General features: G+C 69.4%; 12 protein-coding genes and 1 tRNA gene. 6 read left to right on the top strand and 7 right to left on the bottom strand.

Annotated elements, in window-relative coordinates; genetic code table 11:
* Positions 1-45 precede the first annotated feature (45 nt).
* The 4 genes from IE269_RS10210 (at position 46) to IE269_RS10195 (ending at position 2942) form a co-directional block, all read left to right on the top strand.
* Positions 46-225, top strand: a complete 180-nt coding sequence (locus tag IE269_RS10210) for a hypothetical protein (RefSeq protein ID WP_189822506.1) — start codon at positions 46-48, stop codon at positions 223-225.
* Positions 222-866, top strand: a complete 645-nt coding sequence (locus IE269_RS10205; protein WP_189822505.1) for an aminodeoxychorismate/anthranilate synthase component II — start codon at positions 222-224, stop codon at positions 864-866. Before IE269_RS10210 ends, IE269_RS10205 begins: the two co-directional genes overlap by 4 nt.
* A gap of 128 nt (positions 867-994) precedes the next feature.
* Positions 995-2143: a class E sortase gene (locus IE269_RS10200; RefSeq protein ID WP_438817538.1), complete on the top strand. Its 1149-nt coding sequence runs from the start codon at positions 995-997 to the stop codon at positions 2141-2143.
* 67 nt (positions 2144-2210) lie between these two features.
* The gene (locus IE269_RS10195) at positions 2211-2942 is read left to right on the top strand and encodes a class E sortase (protein WP_189822503.1); all 732 of its coding nucleotides are present in this window, start codon (positions 2211-2213) and stop codon (positions 2940-2942) included.
* 139 nt (positions 2943-3081) lie between these two features.
* Here the strand turns inward: IE269_RS10195 and pknB are convergent, their stop codons facing one another.
* The 6 genes from pknB to IE269_RS10165 form a co-directional block, all read right to left on the bottom strand.
* Positions 3082-5091 (bottom strand): Stk1 family PASTA domain-containing Ser/Thr kinase, encoded by a 2010-nt coding sequence (pknB, locus tag IE269_RS10190; RefSeq protein WP_189822502.1) that lies wholly within the window; start codon positions 5089-5091, stop codon positions 3082-3084.
* A 304-nt stretch (positions 5092-5395) separates the two neighbouring features.
* Positions 5396-6856, bottom strand: coding sequence for a peptidoglycan D,D-transpeptidase FtsI family protein (locus IE269_RS10185; RefSeq protein WP_189822501.1), 1461 nt, complete (start codon positions 6854-6856; stop codon positions 5396-5398).
* Positions 6853-8265, bottom strand: a complete 1413-nt coding sequence (locus tag IE269_RS10180) for an FtsW/RodA/SpoVE family cell cycle protein (RefSeq protein WP_189822500.1) — start codon at positions 8263-8265, stop codon at positions 6853-6855. Before IE269_RS10180 ends, IE269_RS10185 begins: the two co-directional genes overlap by 4 nt.
* 15 nt (positions 8266-8280) lie before the next feature.
* Positions 8281-9774 (bottom strand): Stp1/IreP family PP2C-type Ser/Thr phosphatase, encoded by a 1494-nt coding sequence (locus IE269_RS10175; protein WP_189822499.1) that lies wholly within the window; start codon positions 9772-9774, stop codon positions 8281-8283.
* 150 nt (positions 9775-9924) lie between these two features.
* On the bottom strand, positions 9925-10440 hold the full coding sequence (locus IE269_RS10170) for an FHA domain-containing protein FhaB/FipA (RefSeq protein WP_189822498.1): 516 nt from the start codon (positions 10438-10440) through the stop codon (positions 9925-9927).
* A gap of 10 nt (positions 10441-10450) precedes the next feature.
* On the bottom strand, positions 10451-11296 hold the full coding sequence (locus tag IE269_RS10165; RefSeq protein ID WP_189822497.1) for an FhaA domain-containing protein: 846 nt from the start codon (positions 11294-11296) through the stop codon (positions 10451-10453).
* 311 nt (positions 11297-11607) lie between these two features.
* On the opposite strand from IE269_RS10165, the gene IE269_RS10160 reads away from it, so the two are divergent.
* Both IE269_RS10160 and IE269_RS10155 read left to right on the top strand, forming a co-directional pair.
* A tRNA-Leu gene (locus IE269_RS10160) sits at positions 11608-11690 on the top strand.
* A gap of 134 nt (positions 11691-11824) precedes the next feature.
* Entirely contained in the window at positions 11825-13543 is a 1719-nt protein-coding gene (locus IE269_RS10155; protein WP_189822496.1) for a glycosyltransferase, read from the top strand.
* 60 nt (positions 13544-13603) lie between these two features.
* Here IE269_RS10155 and IE269_RS10150 read toward each other — a convergent pair whose 3' ends face one another.
* The gene (locus tag IE269_RS10150) at positions 13604-14074 is read right to left on the bottom strand and encodes a MarR family winged helix-turn-helix transcriptional regulator (RefSeq protein WP_189822495.1); all 471 of its coding nucleotides are present in this window, start codon (positions 14072-14074) and stop codon (positions 13604-13606) included.
* Between the last annotated feature and the right edge of the window lie 55 nt (positions 14075-14129).

Raw genomic sequence — 14129 nt, 5'->3', positions numbered from 1 at the left:
GCCCCCGCCCTTTAGTCTGGTGACCACCGAACGGGAAGGGACAGCATGTACGGCTGGATCTGGCGGCATCTGCCGGGCAACACATGGGTGCGGGCGCTGATCTCGATCGTGCTGGTCCTGGCGGTGGTGTACGTGCTCTTCCAGTACGTGTTCCCGTGGGCGGAGCCCCTGCTGCCGTTCGGTGATGTGACGGTCGACGGAAAGAACGGGTCGAACACCTCATGAGCGCGCGCATTCTGGTCGTCGACAACTACGACAGCTTCGTCTTCAACCTGGTCCAGTACCTGTACCAGCTGGGCGCCGAGTGCGAGGTGCTGCGCAACGACGAGGTGGAGCTGAGCCACGCCCAGGACGGGTTCGACGGCGTGCTGCTGTCACCGGGGCCGGGCGCTCCGGAGCAGGCGGGCGTCTGCATCGACATGGTGAAGCACTGTGCGGACAACGGGATCCCGGTGTTCGGGGTGTGCCTGGGCATGCAGTCGATGGCGGTGGCGTACGGCGGTGTGGTCGGCCGGGCGCCGGAGCTGCTGCACGGCAAGACGTCGCCGGTGCTGCACGAGGGTGCGGGCGTGTTCGCCGGGCTGCCGTCGCCGTTCACCGCGACGCGTTACCACTCCCTGGCGGCGGAGCCTCAGTCGGTTCCGGCGGAGCTGGAGGTGACCGCGCGGACCGCCGACGGCATCGTGATGGGGCTGCGCCACCGTGACCTGCCGGTCGAGGGCGTGCAGTTCCATCCGGAGTCGGTGCTCACCGAGTGGGGTCACCTGATGCTGGCCAACTGGCTGGTGCAGTGCGGTGACACGGAGGCGGTGGCGCGGTCGGCCGGGTTGGCACCGGTGGTGGGTGCGGCCAAGGCGCTCGCGTGACGGCACTGCGTCCCGAGCACGACGCGGCGGGGTACGGCGTTCCCCAGGAGGGCTACGGCCATGCCTACGGGGACGGGTACGCCCCGCAGCAGCAGGTGTACGGGGCGCAGGGTGATCTCGGCGCGGCGGTGGACCGCCTCGCGGACCCGCTGAACGATCCGCTGCCGGGCGCGCAGCAGCCGGGCTGGGTCCAGGAGCCCGGCGGGGGCTCCGAGGGCGCCCACGGGGCGTACAGCGGCCACCAGGCTCCGCAGCAGGAGTGGTACGACCCGCAGGGGTACCGGCGCGACTGGTACGGGGAGCAGCAGCAGGCTGCTTCGTACGCGCAGCCGCAGGAAGCCCTGTATGCGCCGCAGGAGCCGGCCGCTTATGTGCCGCCGCAGCAGGAGACGTACGTACCGCAGCAGCAGGCGTATGTGGCCCAGCCGCAGGCGCACGTGCCCCAGCCGCAGCAGCAGTACATGCCCGAGCCCGCTGCGTACGAGCCGCCGCAGCACCGAATAGCCGAGCCGGAGCCGGAGTTCGCACCGGTGTCCACGGGGGGCCGGGCGGAGCGCCGCAGGAGTGCGAAGGGGCGTGCACCGGCGGGCAAGGAGAGCACCGGTGTCGTCGTCAGCCGGTTCGTCGGGGAGCTGTTCATCACCTTCGGCGTCGTGATGCTGCTGTTCGTGACGTACCAGCTGTGGTGGACCAACGTCCGGGCCGGTATGCAGGCCGACGGGGCGGCGCACAGTCTCCAGGACGGCTGGGAGAAGGCGAAGCAGGACGGGGCGAAGCCGGCCGGGGCGTTCGAGCCGGGGCAGGGCTTCGCGATCATGCACATCCCGAAGCTGGACGTGAAGGTGCCGGTCGCCGAGGGCATCGACAAGCACAAGGTGCTGGACCGGGGCATGGTCGGCCACTACGCGGACGGCGGGCTGAAGACGGCGATGCCCGGCGACAAGCAGGGCAACTTCGCGGTGGCGGGTCACCGCAACACGCACGGCGAGCCGTTCCGCTACGTGAACAAGCTGGTCAAGGGCGACAAGATCGTCGTGGAGACGCAGGACACCTTCTACACGTACGAGATGACGTCGGCGCTGCCGCAGACCTCGCCGTCGAACGTGGGAGTCATCCAGCCGGTGCCGCCGGGTTCCGGTTTCACCAAGCCCGGCCGGTACATCACGCTGACGACGTGCACCCCGGAATTCACCAGCACGTACCGGCTGATCGTCTGGGGCAAGATGGTCGAGGAGCGCCCCCGGAGCAAGGGCATGCCGTCGGCGCTCGGAGGCTGACGGAGCGGCTGCACGCGGCCGCCGGGGGCCGGCGACGCCGGTGACCAGGACACGAGGGACGGGTGCGGTGGCAGCGAGTACCGAGCAGGACGAGCGGGCGAAGGAGTCCGCGCCACCGCGGACCTCGGGGGCGCGCGGGCGCATCGCGGGGGCGATCAGTGTCTTCGGCGAGCTGCTGATCACCGCGGGGCTGGTGCTCGGGCTCTTCGTGGCGTACTCGCTGTGGTGGACGAACGTCCTGGCCGACCGGGAGGCGGGCAAGCAGGGCGACGACGTGCGCCAGCAGTGGGAGAGCACCGCGCCCGGCGAGATCGACATAAAGGGCGGGCTCGGCTTCCTGCACGTGCCCGCGATGAAGAACGGCGAGGTGCTCGTCCGCAAGGGCACCAGCACCAAGGCCCTCAACGCGGGTGTCGCCGGCTACTACACGGACCCGGTCAAGGCCGCCATGCCGTCGGACAGGCAGGGCAACTTCTCGCTGGCCGCGCACCGGGACGGGCACGGGGCGAAGTTCCACAACATCGACAAGCTGAAGGAAGGCGACTCGATCGTCTTCGAGACGAAGGACACCTGGTACGTCTACAAGGTGTTCGCCTCCCTGCCGGAGACCTCGAAGTACAACGTGAAGGTGCTGGACCCGATCCCGAGGGAGTCCGGCAGGACCAAGCCGGGCCGCTACATCACGCTGACGACGTGCACGCCGGTGTTCACGTCGAAGTACCGCTACATCGTGTGGGGCGAGCTGGAGCGCACGGAGCGGGTGAACGCCAAGCGGACGCCTCCGGCGGAGCTGAGGTAGCGGTTCGTACGGTCTTGCGTGCGGCCGCATGCGGAGGGGCCCCCGGCACGGTGTGTGCCGGGGGCCCCTTGGCATGTGCGGTGCTTGCCTGTGCGGTGCTGTGTGTGGTGCTGCGTGTGTGGTGCTTGCCTCTGTGGTGCTAGTCGAAGATTCCGCCGCCGCCACCGCCGTGGCCGCCGGTGCCCGGGATGATCACCAGGGTGACTTCGCTGTCCTTGGCGACGGTGCTGCCTGCGGGCGGGTTGGTGCCCATCACCTTGGCGTCGTCCGGTGCGCCGTCGGGCACGACCACGCGCAGCCCCATGCCTTCGAGGGGGCCCCTGACCTCGCCGACGGTCTTCCCGGTGAATCCGCCGGGGATCTGCACCGTGTCGCCGCCCGGCGGGGGCTGCCCCTCCTTGGGCTTGGCGACGATCAGCGTGATGCCCGTGTCGGGGAGGGCCTTGGTGCCGGCGTCGGGAGTCTGCTTGATGACCGTGTTGGGCTGCTGGTCGGACTCCTGCTCGGCCTTGGTGATGCTGGTGAAGCCGAGGCTCTTCAGGGTCGCTTCGGCGGCCTCGTAGGTCTGGCCCTTGAGGTCGGGGAGCTTCGTCGTCTTCTTCTTGGCGATGACGATGGTGACGTCGGAGTTCTTCTCCGCCTGCTCGCCGCCCTTGGGGTTCTGGTCGATGACCGTGCCCTCGGGCTTCTCGGACTCCTCCTGCTTGACCTTGGGGGTGAAGCCCTCCTTGGTCAGCCGCTGGGTGGCCCGCTTCTCGGTCTGCTCCATGACGTCGGGGACCTCGACCTTGGGTGCCCCGGTCGAGACGACGACGTTGATGGAGCCGCCCTTGGGCAGGTTGGTGCCCGCTGCCGGGTTCTGCGAGCAGATCTTGCCCTTGTCCATGTCGTCGCAGGGCTTGCTGGTCGTCTTGAGGACCATGTCGACGTTCTTGGCCGACAGCTCCGCGTCCGCGAGCTCCTTGCCGATGAGCTTGGGGACGGCCTTTTCCTGCGGCTTGTTGTTGTTGAACACCGCGTTGCCGATGAGGACCGCGCCGACGAGGACCAGGATGCCCGCGAGGACCAGCAGGATCGTCGAGGTGTTGCTCTTCTTGGGCTGCTGGCGGCGGCGTCCCTGCGGCTCGTCGTAGCCGCCGTTGCCGTTCTGGTTGCCGTAGCCGTCGCCGCCGCCTGCGACGGGAGGCATCATCGCGGTCTGGCCGCCCTGGCCGGTCTGCCGCAGGGCGGTCGTGGGCTGGTCGTTGCCGCCGTACGTGTCGTAGCCGCCGTAGCCGACCGCGCCGAGGGCGGCGGTGGCGGCGACGGGGCGGCCGTCGAGGCAGGCCTCGATGTCGGCGCGCATCTCGTCGGCCGACTGGTAGCGGTAGTCGGGGTCCTTGACCAGGGCCTTGAGGACGATGGCGTCCATCTCGGGCGTGATCTCGGGGTCGAAGTTCGACGGGGGCTGCGGCTCTTCGCGTACGTGCTGGTAGGCGACCGCGACCGGCGAGTCGCCGATGAAGGGCGGACGTACCGTCAGCAGCTCGTACAGCAGGCAGCCGGTGGAGTAGAGGTCGGAGCGTGCGTCGACCTGCTCGCCCTTGGCCTGCTCTGGGGAGAGGTACTGGGCGGTGCCGATCACGGCGGCGGTCTGGGTCATCGTCATGCCGGAGTCGCCCATGGCGCGGGCGATGCCGAAGTCCATGACCTTGACCTGGCCGGTGCGCGTCAGCATGACGTTGGCCGGCTTGATGTCGCGGTGGACGATCTGGGCGCGGTGCGAGTACTCCAGCGCCTGGAGGATGCCCACGGTCATCTCCAGGGTGCGCTCGGGGAGCAGCTTGCGCCCGGAGTGCAGGAGTTCGCGCAGGGTCGATCCGTCGACGTACTCCATCACGATGTACGGGATGGAGACGTTGTCGACGTAGTCCTCGCCGGTGTCGTAGACGGCGACGATCGCCGGGTGGTTGAGCGAGGCGGCCGACTGGGCCTCACGGCGGAACCGGGCCTGGAAGGACGGGTCGCGGGCGAGGTCCACCCGGAGCGTCTTCACAGCGACGGTGCGGCCGAGCCGGGTGTCCTGGGCGAGGTAGACCTCGGCCATGCCACCACGGCCGAGCACCGAGCCCAGCTCGTACCGGCCGCCGAGGCGACGCGGCTCTTCCATAGCTAATCCAGCCCTCTCCGTCTGTCCCGACCGCACCTGTGCGTGGTCCGGCGGTGTGCTGTTCGCGCATACGGTACCGGGCGGTCCGCACCCGGTCGGCCCGCGACCGTCACCTGATACCTGACCGGTACGTCAACGTGCATGAATGGTGAGGGGTGGTGACGGGGGTCACGTCGGACCCGGTGGGGCGGTGGGGATGTTTCACGTGAAACGTCGGTTTCCGTGGATTCCGTCGGGTTGTTTCACGTGAAACGTCGGCATGTGTCCGACCGTTTCACGTGAAACATCCCTCAGGGGCGTGCGTCTACTTGGCGCGGTCGAGCACGGCCTTCATGACGTTCTTGGCGATCGGCGCGGCCAGGCCGCCACCGGAGATGTCGCCGCGCGCGGCCTCGCTGTCCTCGACGACGACGGCGACCGCGACCGGGGAGCCCTTGTCGGTCTTGGCGTAGGAGATGAACCAGGCGTAGGGGTTGCCCTCGTTGTTCACGCCGTGCTGGGCGGTGCCGGTCTTGCCGCCGACGGTGACGCCGTCGATCTGGGCCCTCTTGCCGGTGCCCTCCTTGACGACGGTCTCCATCAGCTGCTGGACCTTCTGCGCGTTGTCCGCGGAGAGCGGCTGGCTCATCTCCGTCGGGTCGGTCTGCTTGACGACGTCCAGGTTGGGGTCGGTCAGCTTGTCGACCATGTACGGGGTCATGAGCTTGCCGTCGTTGGCGATGGCGGCGGTGACCATGGCCATCTGGAGGGGCGTGGCGGCGGTCTCGAACTGGCCGATGGAGGAGAGTGCGGTCTGCGGGCGGTCCAGCTTCTTGGGCCAGACGCTCGCGTTGGAGCGGACCGGGGTGAACTGCTCGCTGTTGAAGCCGAACTTCTCCGCGGTCTCCTTCATCGCGTCCTTGCCGACGTCGACGCCGAGCTTGCCGAAGACCGTGTTGCACGACCACTGCAGCGCGACGCGCAGCGTGGCGTTCTTGCAGGGGATGTCGCCTTCGTTCTTGAGCTCGGTCCTGGTGTCCGGCAACGTCCACGGCAGCGGGGTGTCGGTCGGGTCGTCGATGTTGCTGACCTTGCCGTGCTCCAGGGCCGCGGCGGCGGTGACGACCTTGAAGGTCGAGCCGGGCGGGTAGGTCTGGCGCAGTGCCCGGTTGAGCGAGATGTCGTCCGGGTTGACCTTCTTGTCGAGCTGCTTCCAGGCGTCCGCGTCGCCCATCCCCGCGATCTTGGAGGGGTCGTACGACGGGGTGCTCGCCAGCGCGAGGATCTTGCCGGTCTTTGGGTCGAGGGCGGCGACGGCGCCCTTCTTGCCCTTGAGCCCCTCGTAGGCGGCGCGCTGGGCGTCTCCGTTGAGGGTGGTGACGACGTTGCCGCCCTTCTTCTCCTCGTTGGAGAAGAGGGCGAGCGTGCGGTCGAAGAAGAGACGGTCGTCGGTGCCGGAGAGGATGCCGTCGTGGATCTTCTCCAGCTGGGTGGCGCCGTAGACCTGGGAGGCGAACCCGGTGACGGGGGACCACATGGCGCCGTCCTTGTAGGTGCGCTTGTACTTCAGGTCGCCGTTCTTCGCCTCGACGGAGCCGGTGACGGCCTTGCCGTCGACGATGATGTCGCCGCGCGGATGGGCGTAGCGCTCGACGAGGACGCGGCGGTTGTCGCCGTGGTTCTTGAGCTTGTCCCCCTGGACGAACTGGACCCAGTTGACGCGAACGAGCAGGGCGAGGACCAGGATTCCGCAGAAGATTGCGACCCGGCGCAGGGGCTTGTTCACGGGCGGACCACCTGGGTCATCTCGGCGTCGGGGGACGGGGCGGGGGCGGGCGCGGGACGCCGGGCGGTGTCGCTGATGCGCAGGAGGATGGCCACGAGCGCCCAGTTGGCGATCACGGAGGAACCGCCCTGCGCGATGAACGGCATGGTCATACCGGTCAGCGGGATGAGGCCGGTGACACCGCCGGCGACGACGAAGACCTGGAGCGCGAAGGCGCCGGAGAGGCCGATCGCCAGGAGCTTGCCGAAGGGGTCCCGGGCGGCCAGCGCCGTACGGATGCCGCGCTCGATGAGCAGGCCGTACAGCAGGATGATCGCCATCAGGCCGGTCAGACCGAGTTCCTCGCCGACGGTGGCGAGGATGTAGTCGCTCTTGGGGGCGATGCCGCCGATGAAGCGGGAGTAGCCCTGGCCGAGGCCGGAGCCGAAGAGGCCGCCGGAGCCGAAGGAGAACATCGACTGGGCGGTCTCGGTGACCAGTCCGCATTCGCCGTTGACGCACTTGGTGGCCAGCGGGTTCAGCCAGTCGTTGACGCGGCCCTGGACGTGCCCGGCGAAGGAGGCGACGGTGACGGCGCCGACCGCGCTGAGGGTGAGGCCGAAGACGACCCAGCTGGTGCGCTCGGTCGCGACGTACAGCATGATCACGAAGAGGCCGAAGAACAGCAGCGAGGTGCCGAGGTCGGTCTCGAAGACCAGGATCATCAGGCTGAGCGCCCAGATGGCGATGATCGGGCCGAGGTCGCGGCCGCGCGGCAGGTACATCCCCATGAAGCGGCGGCTGGCCAGGGCGAGGGCGTCGCGTTTGACCATCAGATAGCCCGCGAAGAAGATCGCGATGATGATCTTGGCGAACTCGCCGGGCTGGAGCGAGCCGAGGCCCGGGATGGTGATCCAGATCCGCGCGCCGAAGCGGGCGGGGAAGAACATCGGCAGGATCAGCAGCACGAGGGCCACGACCATGGAGATGTACGTGTAGCGCTGGAGCACGCGGTGGTCCTTGAGGACCAGCAGGACGCCCAGGAAGAGTGCGACGCCGACGGTCGACCACATCAGCTGCTTGGCCGCCATCGGCCCGCCGAGTGCGGCGGTGGTGATGGCCGGTTCCTGGTCGAGGCGCCAGATCAGCACCAGGCCCAGGCCGTTGAGCAGGGTCGCGATGGGCAGCATCAGCGGGTCCGCGTACCGGGCGAACTTGCGCATCATCAGGTGCGCGATGCCGGCGAGGAGGCTGAGCCCCACTCCGTATCCGAGCATGCCTGCGGGCAGGCTGCCGTCCTTGGCGAGGCCCACGTTGGCGTAGGCGAAGACCGGGATGGCGACGGCGAACGCGAGCATGAGCAGCTCGGTGTTGCGCCTGCTGGGTGCTTCGATCGCGCCGATGGTGGTCGTGTTGGTGACAACGCTCATGGTGGTGTGGGCCCCCTACGGTGTGGCCGGCTTACCGCACTGCGAGGCCAGTTCCTGCTCTTCCTCGGAGAGGGTGGGACCGGGAGCGGGGGCGCTCGTCGTGGGTGTGGGCGAGTTCGGCGGCTTCTTGGCGCCGTCCTTGGCATCGGGCGACTTGCCCGGGTCGGGCGTGGCCGGCGGCTTCGGCGGCGCGGACCGCTGCTCGGACTTCTTCTTGCAGGCGGACGCCTGGAGCGCGAGCTTCTCGATCTTCTCGCGTGCCTGGGCGAGGTCGCTCGCGGGCAGCGTGCCCCTGACCTCCTTGGACTGGAAGTCCGGGAGGTACTTGAGTTCGATGTCGGGGTGGTCCTTCTCGATCGTCGAGAGGGAGACCCACGGAAGGTCCTGGTCGACGCCCCGGTACAGCGCGACGTGCTCGCCGTTGGCGCCGACGTAGTACTGGGTCTGGGTCCAGCGGTAGCCGCCGTACAGACCGCCGCCGACGACGGCGAGCGCGAGCACGAGGTACAGGGATCTCTTGAACCACTTGCGGCCGGGGGACTTCACGAAGTCCTCGCCGTTGTACATGTCGAACGTGTCGTCCGGGAGGCTGCCGCCGTACCCGCCGCCGCTGCCCGCGGGGCCGAAGCCGCCCAGCGGCTGCTGCGGTGCGGGGCGGCCCAGGCCCGCGGCACGGCCGGCCGGGGTCTGCATGGCGCCGGTGTCGTGCAGCTGGTGCTGGTTCTCGGCGACCGCGCCGACGACGACCGGGGTGTCGTTGAGCTGGCCGGCGAGGGTGTCGTTGCCGTCGACGTCCAGGACGTCGGCCACGATGCAGGTGATGTTGTCCGGGCCGCCGCCGCGCAGTGCCAGCTCGATGAGGTGCTGGACGGTCTCCTGCGGTCCCTGGTAGCTGGCGAGCGTCTCCTCCATCGTCTGATGGGAGACGACGCCGGACAGGCCGTCGGAGCAGATCAGATAGCGGTCGCCGGCCCGCACCTCACGGATGGAGAGGTCGGGTTCGACGTGGTCGCCGCTGCCCAGCGCGCGCATCAGCAGGGAGCGCTGTGGGTGGGTGGTGGCCTCTTCCTCGGTGATGCGGCCCTCGTCGACGAGGCGCTGCACCCAGGTGTGGTCCTGCGTGATCTGGGTGAGGACGCCGTCGCGCAGCAGGTACGCGCGGGAGTCCCCGACGTGTACGAGGCCCAGGCGCTGGCCGGTCCACAGCAGGGCGGTGAGCGTGGTGCCCATGCCCTCCAGCTGGGAGTCCTCCTCGACCATCATGCGCAGCTGGTCGTTGGCCCGCTGCACGGCGGTGCCCAGGGAGGTCAGGATGTCCGACCCGGGCACGTCGTCGTCGAGCTGGACCAGCGTGGAGATCACCTCGGAGGAGGCGACCTCGCCGGCGGCCTGGCCGCCCATGCCGTCGGCGATCGCGAGGAGACGCGGACCGGCGTAGCCGGAGTCCTCGTTACCCTCGCGGATCATGCCCTTGTGCGATCCGGCGGCGAAGCGCAGGGACAGACTCATACGCACCTCGCCCGTCGGCTCCGGGTACACCGGGTTTCGAGCCACACTGCCCACCCTCCGGTCGAGAGCGCGCCCGGGGCCCCGGGCAGGGCTCGGGGGCCCTGCGCCAGGGCCGCTGCGGCTCGCTCGATCCGCTCGCTCATTGTCGTACTACTTCCGCAGCTCGATGACGGTCTTGCCGATGCGGATCGGTGCGCCCAGCGGAATCGGTTGCGGCGTGGTGAGCCGGTTCCGGTCGAGGTAGGTGCCGTTGGTGGAACCCAGGTCCTCGACGATCCAGTTGCCGTCGCGGTCCGGGTAGATCCTGGCATGCCTGCTGGACGCGTAGTCGTCGTCCAGCACGATCGTCGAATCGTGCGCGCGGCCCAGCGTGATGGTCTGCCCCTGGAGCGCCACCGTGGTTCCGGTGAGGCTGCCCTCGGAGACGACCAGCTTGGTCGGTGCGCCGCGGCGCTGGCGCTGCTGCTGCGGGGGCGCGGCTTGGCGGCCCGCCCCGGTGTTCTGCTGCTGGGCACGCGTGTCGGGCGCATTGCCGCGGCGTGAGCCGCGCTGCGTGACACGGGTGCCGAACAGGTCGCTGCGGATGACCTGGACGGCCACGATTACAAATAGCCACAGGACAGCTAGGAAACCTAGCCGCATGACCGTCAGGGTCAGCTCTGACATTGCCCCCGCTTCACCCTTCGGCTTGCCGGTAAACGATGGTGGTGCTGCCCACGACGATCCGCGAGCCGTCGCGGAGCGTAGCGCGGGTGGTGTGCTGCCCGTCCACCACGATGCCGTTGGTGGACCCGAGGTCCTGGATCGTCGCGGGGTTGCCCGTACGGATTTCGCAGTGCCGGCGGGAGACGCCGGGGTCGTCGATCCGTACGTCGGCCTCGGTGCTGCGGCCCATGACGAGCGTGGGGCGGGAGATCTGGTGGCGGGTGCCGTTGATCTCGATCCAGCGTCTGGTCTGGGCGCCGGGCATCGGGCCGGGGCCCGCGGGGGGCCTGCGGTCCGGGGTGGCCGGGCGGCCGCCGGGCGGGCCCGGCGGCATGGGCGGTGCGCCGCCCGAGGAGGGCTGCGGGTAGCCGTAGCCGCCGCCTCGGGGTGCGGCCGGGGCGCTGGGGCCCGGGCCTGCGTCGGGTGCGGCGACCTGGGAGGTGCTGGAGGCGAGCGTGCGGCTGCGTACGCGGTAGAGACCCGTGTCCAGGTCGTCGGCCTTCTCCAGGTGGACCTTGATGGGTCCCATGAAGGTGTAGCGCTGCTGCTTGGCGTAGTCGCGGACCAGGCCGGAGAGTTCGTCGCCGAGCTGGCCGGAGTACGGGCTCAGGCGCTCGTAGTCGGGCGCGCTGAGCTCGACGATGAAGTCGTTGGGGACGACCGTCCGGTCCCGGTTCCAGATCGTCGCGTTGTTGTCGCACTCACGCTGGAGGGCGCCGGCGATCTCGACGGGCTGGACCTCGGACTTGAAGACCTTGGCGAAGGTGCCGTTCACCATGCCTTCGAGCTTTTGTTCGAAACGCTTCAGGACTCCCATGGGGCACCTCCTCCGTCGTTGTCGTCCTGGTACTGCTTACTGATCGTATCCACGCGCCGGGAAAACGGCTGGTTCCCCTTGTCCGCCCAGTCGATGAGTGTCACCCCTCACAAGGGATCGTAGAGGTGGCTTCCTGACAGTGTCCCGCACGTGCGCTCCTCCTCTGAGGAGTGGGTGCCGGAGGCCGGCGTTCCACTCCCGGGTCCCCGGAAACAAGGCGTGTGAATCCACCCCGACCAGCGTGCTAATCTTCTTCTTGTCGCCAGGCAGTCGCACAAACCAAGTGCGGGGAATCGAACGACATCACTCATGCGCGAGTGGCGGAACGGCAGACGCGCTGGCTTCAGGTGCCAGTGTCCTTAGGGACGTGGGGGTTCAAATCCCCCCTCGCGCACTCTTGAGATTCGGGTCTCACCGTGAAAACGGTGGGGCCCGTTTCTGTATGCCCGGAACAAGGGACGTCCGGGCTCGGATCGGCCTGTGTGGTCAGGGGCGGTCGGTCTGACGACGTGCTGGTCGGAGGCGGTAGTGACGCGGTCGAGGCTGTTCGGTGTCGGTGCGGGGGTGCTGACGGGGCTGGCTGCCGCGCAGCAGGTGATGCTCGCCGTGGGCCTGGGGGGCTGGCTGCCCGGCTGGCAGCCGTGGCCCTATCTGCTGCTCGCCGCCGTGCTGTGGCTGCTCGCGAAGCCCTGGTGGAGTGAGAACGGGCCGGACGCGGACGGAGTTCCCGGGTTCTGGACGGCTGCGGAGAAGTGGCTGCGCCGGGTTCCGGTCTGGGCGTACGTCGTGGCGGTGCTGGTACTGACCGCCGCCGTGTGGGCCTGGCTGCAGGACTTCGAGCCGTACCTCGGTCACGAGGAGGCGGTCTACGCGAACAAGGCGCGCTTCTGGTTCGACGGGACGCCGGACGCGGGCTGGGGCGTCTACCGGCCGGTCGGGCTGCCCGCGCTGGGGGCGCTCGCGCTGTGGATCACGGGGTACGACGGCTACGCCTCCGGCGGCGGCATGGGGGCACTGCGTGCGGTGACCCTCGTGCTGGCGCTCCTGATGCTGTGCACGACGTACCTGGTGGCCCGCGCGTGGACGACGCCCCGGCGGGCCCTGGTGGCGGTGCTGGTGCTGCTGAGCGGGCTCGGGTTCCTGCGCCGGATGCCGGAGTTCCTGAACGACATCGGGTCCACCGCACTGCTGCTGATCGTGGTGTTCCTGCTGGTGCGTGCGCTGGAGCAGGCGGGCACGAAGGCGGGTGCGAGGGCGCTTCTGCTGGCACCGGTGGTGGTGCTCGCGGCCTTCTATCTGCGCTACGGAGTCGTCGGAAACCTCCTGGCGGTGGCTCTTGCGGGTGTTTTCGCGTACGGGCCGAGGGCCTGGTGGGCGCTGGGGTGGCGGCTGTGGGCGGCGGTCGGCGTGCTGGTGGTGGGGCTGGTGCCGCACTTCGTGTACGCGACCGAGCGCACCGGGAAGCCGCTGGGGATGATCCTGTCGGCGACCTCGCAGGCCAACCGGGAGTACGTGGGCGACGGCTTCGTCTACTACCTGAGCGTCTTCCCCTACCGGCTGGCCGGTGACCTGGGCGCCGTGGTGATGACGGCGGGGGTGTGCGCGGCGTTCGCGGCCTGGCGGAGGGTGCGCAGGGGCGGTACGGGTGTCCGTTTCGACGACCGGCGCCGGGTGTTCCTCGGGGCTGCGGCGCTGCTGGTGTTCGTGGTGCTGGGAGTGGCCACCGACGGGGAGCCCCGTTTTGTGTATCTGCCGGTGACGCTGCTCACGGTGCTCGGGGTGCAGGCGGTGGCGGAGCTCACGCGGGTGTGGGCGCCCCGGGTGTTGATGTGCGTGGGGGCGCTGGCGGCGGTGACGGTGCTCGGGACGGCGCAGGTGGTGGCGCACGGTGCGATGCCCGCGCCGACGAAGCTGGGCGCGTCCACGGTGCCGGTGGCGCGGGCGCTGGCCGCGAAGGACGGGGAGCGCTGCCTGATCGTCACCGGGTACGAGCCGGAGTTCGGCTGGTACACGGGGTGCGATGCGCTGACGTACCGCCAGTACCGGGAGAAGTACGGGAACGGGCGGACGGTGCACGTGCCGCAGGGGACGCGGGTGAGCTTCGTACGGTTCGAGAAGGGGCGTCTGCAGCCGAACGCGACAGGGGTGCGGGAGCTGATCGACGGGCGTCCGGCGACGCTGCTGCGGATGCCGGCGGTGACCGGGGGGTCGGCGGGGGCGGCGACGGTGTGGAGTGTGCGGTTCTGAGTCTCTGTCCTGGCCCTGGTTCTTGCCTCGGTTCTTGCCCCGGTCTTCGGGGAGAGGGCTTCAGGTGCGGCTGTTGTTGTAGCGCAGCAGGTACGAGGCGAAGCGGGTGAGGTCGTCCTCGCTCCAGTCGGCGAGGCGCTCCTGGTAGGCGGCGTGACGGCTGGCGTGGGTGGCGGTGAGGGTGGCGGCGCCGGCCTCGGTGGGGTGCAGGACCTGGACGCGGTGGTCGTCGGGGTCGGGGCGGCGCTCCACCAGGCCGAGCTTTTCCAGGGTGGTGAGCTGCCTGCTGACGGTGGACTTGTCGAGCATGTAGTGCGCGGCGAGGTCGGTGGCGCGGCAGCCCTGCTGGTCGTGGATGTGCGCGAGCAGGGTGTACGAGACCAGGGGCAGGTCCGGGTGGAGCCGGGCGGCGGTGGCGCGGGCCCGGCGGGCGAAGGCGGTCAGCTCGCGCTCGATGGTGTCGACGGCGGTGGTGCGGCCGGCCTCGGCGGTCCGGGGGGTCTGCGCGTCGTGGGGGTGCTGGGTGGTCATGGGGTGGTTTGCCCTTCGCTCTATTGGTTGTAGAGTACATTCATCAAGGTGGTTG

It is taken from the genome of Streptomyces spiroverticillatus, assembly GCA_014650415.1.
GTDB classification, from domain to species: Bacteria; Actinomycetota; Actinomycetes; order Streptomycetales; family Streptomycetaceae; genus Streptomyces; species Streptomyces spiroverticillatus.
This window is presented reverse-complemented; position numbering and strand designations above follow the sequence as displayed.

Coding starts and splice junctions, on each gene's coding strand:
- IE269_RS10210 (WP_189822506.1), top strand. CDS start 46: ATGTACGGCTGGATCTGGCGGCATCTGCCGGGCAACACATGGGTGCGG.
- IE269_RS10205 (WP_189822505.1), top strand. CDS start 222: ATGAGCGCGCGCATTCTGGTCGTCGACAACTACGACAGCTTCGTCTTC.
- pknB (WP_189822502.1), bottom strand. CDS start 5,091: ATGGAAGAGCCGCGTCGCCTCGGCGGCCGGTACGAGCTGGGCTCGGTG.
- IE269_RS10180 (WP_189822500.1), bottom strand. CDS start 8,265: ATGAGCGTTGTCACCAACACGACCACCATCGGCGCGATCGAAGCACCC.
- IE269_RS10175 (WP_189822499.1), bottom strand. CDS start 9,774: ATGAGTCTGTCCCTGCGCTTCGCCGCCGGATCGCACAAGGGCATGATC.
- IE269_RS10170 (WP_189822498.1), bottom strand. CDS start 10,440: ATGTCAGAGCTGACCCTGACGGTCATGCGGCTAGGTTTCCTAGCTGTC.
- IE269_RS10165 (WP_189822497.1), bottom strand. CDS start 11,296: ATGGGAGTCCTGAAGCGTTTCGAACAAAAGCTCGAAGGCATGGTGAAC.
- IE269_RS10150 (WP_189822495.1), bottom strand. CDS start 14,074: ATGACCACCCAGCACCCCCACGACGCGCAGACCCCCCGGACCGCCGAG.